This is a genomic window from Actinotalea ferrariae, assembly GCF_019733465.1.
Lineage (GTDB): Bacteria > Actinomycetota > Actinomycetes > Actinomycetales > Cellulomonadaceae > Actinotalea > Actinotalea ferrariae_A.
Window position 1 is genome coordinate 1 of sequence record NZ_JACVQL010000244.1, and the last position, 3,117, is coordinate 3,117.

At 75.0% G+C, this 3,117-nt stretch carries 3 protein-coding genes; 1 reads left to right on the plus strand and 2 read right to left on the minus strand.

The genetic code is table 11. The features are described 5' to 3' along the window. Positions 1 to 18: 18 nt before the first annotated feature. On the minus strand, positions 19 to 837 hold the full coding sequence (locus ICW40_RS16800) for an LOG family protein (RefSeq protein WP_221655158.1): 819 nt from the start codon (positions 835 to 837) through the stop codon (positions 19 to 21). Between the two features lie 10 nt (positions 838 to 847). Further along, a complete protein-coding gene (gene dapE / locus ICW40_RS16805) occupies positions 848 to 1,939 on the minus strand; it encodes a succinyl-diaminopimelate desuccinylase (RefSeq protein WP_221655159.1) in 1,092 nt (363 codons plus the stop codon). Positions 1,940 to 2,002: 63 nt separating this feature from the next. Between dapE and dapD the strand changes: the two genes are divergently transcribed. Further along, positions 2,003 to 3,001, plus strand: coding sequence for a 2,3,4,5-tetrahydropyridine-2,6-dicarboxylate N-succinyltransferase (gene dapD, locus ICW40_RS16810; RefSeq protein ID WP_221655160.1), 999 nt, complete (start codon positions 2,003 to 2,005; stop codon positions 2,999 to 3,001). Positions 3,002 to 3,117: the final 116 nt, after the last annotated feature.

Here is a 3,117-nt window from a genome sequence, read left to right on the forward strand (position 1 = left end):
CCGGCGGGACGCCGGCGCTCACTCCGGCGCGCCGCCCGACGCGCGCTCGGCCGCCTGCTCGGCCTCGGCGTTGGCGCGCACGGCGGCCTCCTCCTCGGCCCGGCGCTGCGCGTCGCGCTCGTGCACGATCCGCACGGCCTCGTCCGGGTCGTCGACCAGCTGGACGAGGTCGAGGTCCTTCGCGCTGATGGTCCCGCGGTCGAGGACCGGCCCGCGCAGCCAGTCGAGCAGGCCCTGCCAGTAGGAGGTGCCCACGAGCACGATCGGGAACTCGGTGACCTTGTGCGTCTGGACGAGGGTCAGGGACTCGAAGAGCTCGTCGAACGTGCCGAAGCCCCCGGGCAGGACGACGAAGCCCTGCGCGTACTTGACGAACATCGTCTTGCGGGCGAAGAAGTAGCGGAAGTTGACCCCGAGGTCGACCCACGGGTTCATGCCCTGCTCGAACGGCAGCTCGATGCCCAGGCCGATCGAAAGACCGCCCGCCTCGGCCGCGCCGCGGTTGGCGGCCTCCATGATCCCGGGGCCGCCGCCGGTCATCACGGCGTAGCCGGCCTCGACCAGTCCCCGCCCGACGGCGACGCCCAGCTCGTAGTCCGGGTGGTCGGGCTTCGTCCGGGCGGACCCGAACACGCTCACGGCGGGCCCGACCTCCGCGAGCGCCCCGAAGCCCTCGACGAACTCGCTCTGGATCCGCATGACCCGCCACGGGTCCGCGTGCACCCACTCGGCACCGCCGCCGCGCGCGAGGAGGTTCTGGTCGCTGGTCGTGCGAGGTACCTGCCCGCGCCTCAGGAGCACGGGTCCTTTGCGGTAGGTGCCGTCGTGGTCGCTCATGCCACCGACTCTAGGAGGTCAGCCAGGCCTGGAGCCCGGCGAGGCAGCCCGTGATCTGGTCGACGGGGCAGCGCTCGTCGTCGGCGTGCGCGAGCGTCGGGTCGCCGGGGCCGAAGTTCACCGCGGGGACACCCAGCGCGGAGAAGCGCGCCACGTCCGTCCACCCCTCCTTCGCCGCGGGCGGACGACCCGTGAGGCCGCTGACCGCGGCGGCGAAGGACGCGGCGGCCGGGTGGTCGAGGCCGGGGCGCGCCCCGGGTGCCCCGTCGGTGAAGGTCACCTCGAAGCCGTCGAAGACCTCGCGCACGTGGTCCTGCGCGCCCTCGAGCGTGAGCGCCGGCGCGAAGCGGTAGTTGACCGTCACGACGCACTCGTCCGGGATGACGTTGCCCGCGATGCCGCCGCGGATGCCGACGGCGTTGAGGCCCTCGCGGTAGACCAGCCCGTCGACCTCGACGGCGCGCGGCTCGTAGGCGGCGAGCCGCGCGAGCACCGGGGCTGCGCCGTGGATCGCGTTGACGCCGAGCCAGGCGCGCCCCGAGTGCGCGGCCCGGCCCGTGAGCCGGACCTCCGCTCGGAGCGTGCCGTTGCAGCCGCCCTCGATCGCCCCGGCGGTCGGCTCGCAGAGCACCGCGAGGTCGCCGCGGACCCAGTCGGGGTGCTCGCGGACCAGACGGCCGAGGCCGTTGCGGTCCGCGTCGACCTCCTCGTTGTCGTAGAAGACCCACGTCACGTCGCGCGTCGGCGCCTCGAGCGTCGCGGCGAGCACCAGCTGCACCGCGACGCCGGCCTTCATGTCCACCGACCCGCGACCCCACAGCTCGGTCCCGTCGGGGCCCGGCCGCAGCTCGCTCGGCACGTTGCCCGCGATGGGCACCGTGTCGAGGTGGCCCGCGATGACCACGCGCTCGGCGCGGCCCAGCCGCGTGCGGGCGACGACGGCGTCGCCGTCGCGCAGCACCTCGAGGTGCGCGCGACCCTGAAGGGCCGCCTCGACCGCGTCGGCCAGCGGGCCCTCGGTGCCGCTCACGGACGGGATGTCGCAGAGGAGCCGCGCGAGCGCGACGACGTCGCCGGTCAGCGGCAGCGGGGTGGTCGCCATGGCGGGACCCTATGCCGTCTCGCTGGGCAGGACGCCCGACGCCCGACATCTAGGCTTGACGCCATGACGCGCACCGCCTGGGGGCACGGCCTCGCCACCGTGACGCACGACGGCACCGTCCTCGACGTGTGGTACCCGCAGCCCGCGCTCGGCCTCGCACCGTCCGACGGCTCGGACGAGGAGGCCAGGGCTGCGCTCCGCGGTCTCGAGCGCTCCGACGACGCGCGCCGCGTGCGCACGCAGGTCGTCACCACGGAGATTGACCTCGACGAGGCGCCCGCCGGCACGGCGGACGCGTACCTCCGCCTCCACCTGCTCTCGCACCGCCTGGTGCGCCCGCACGGGCTCGCCCTCGACGGGCTGTTCGGTGTGCTGCCGAACGTGGTGTGGACCGACCGCGGTCCGTGCGCGGCCGAGGACTTCGAGGCGACGCGGCTGCGGCTGCACGCCGCGCACGGCGCCGCGCCGCGCGTGCTGGGCGTCGACAAGTTCCCGCGGATGGTCGACTACGTGCTGCCGAGCGGTGTGCGCATCGCCGACGCTGACCGCGTGCGGCTCGGCGCCCACCTGGCCGAGGGCACGACCGTGATGCACGAGGGGTTCGTCAACTACAACGCGGGCACGCTCGGCACCTGCATGGTCGAGGGGCGCATCTCGCAGGGCGTCGTCGTCGGCGACGGCAGCGACGTGGGTGGTGGCGCGTCGATCATGGGGACGCTCTCGGGTGGCGGCCGCGAGACGATCACGATCGGCCGGCGGTCGCTGCTCGGCGCCAACTCCGGGCTCGGCATCCCGCTGGGCGACGACTGCGTCGTCGAGGCCGGCCTCTACCTGACCGCGGGCACGAAGGTCACGCTCGTCGGCACGAGTCAGGGCACGGGTGACGGCACAGACGGGGGCACGCGCGAGGGCACGGACGAGGGCAGCACCGTCGTCGCCGCGCGCACGCTCGCGGGCCGGGACGGCCTGCTGTTCCGGCGCAACTCCCTCACGGGCGCCGTCGAGGCGATCGTCCGCGCGGGCACCGGTGTCTCGCTCAACCCGGACCTGCACGCCAACTGATGCCCGCACGTCCCCCCGCCCCGCGGCCCGGCGCCGTCCCGCCACGCCCGGGCAAGGGCGACACCGGCGCGTCGCCGAGCCGCCCGACGCCCACCCGGCAGGCGTCGGGCCGGGCC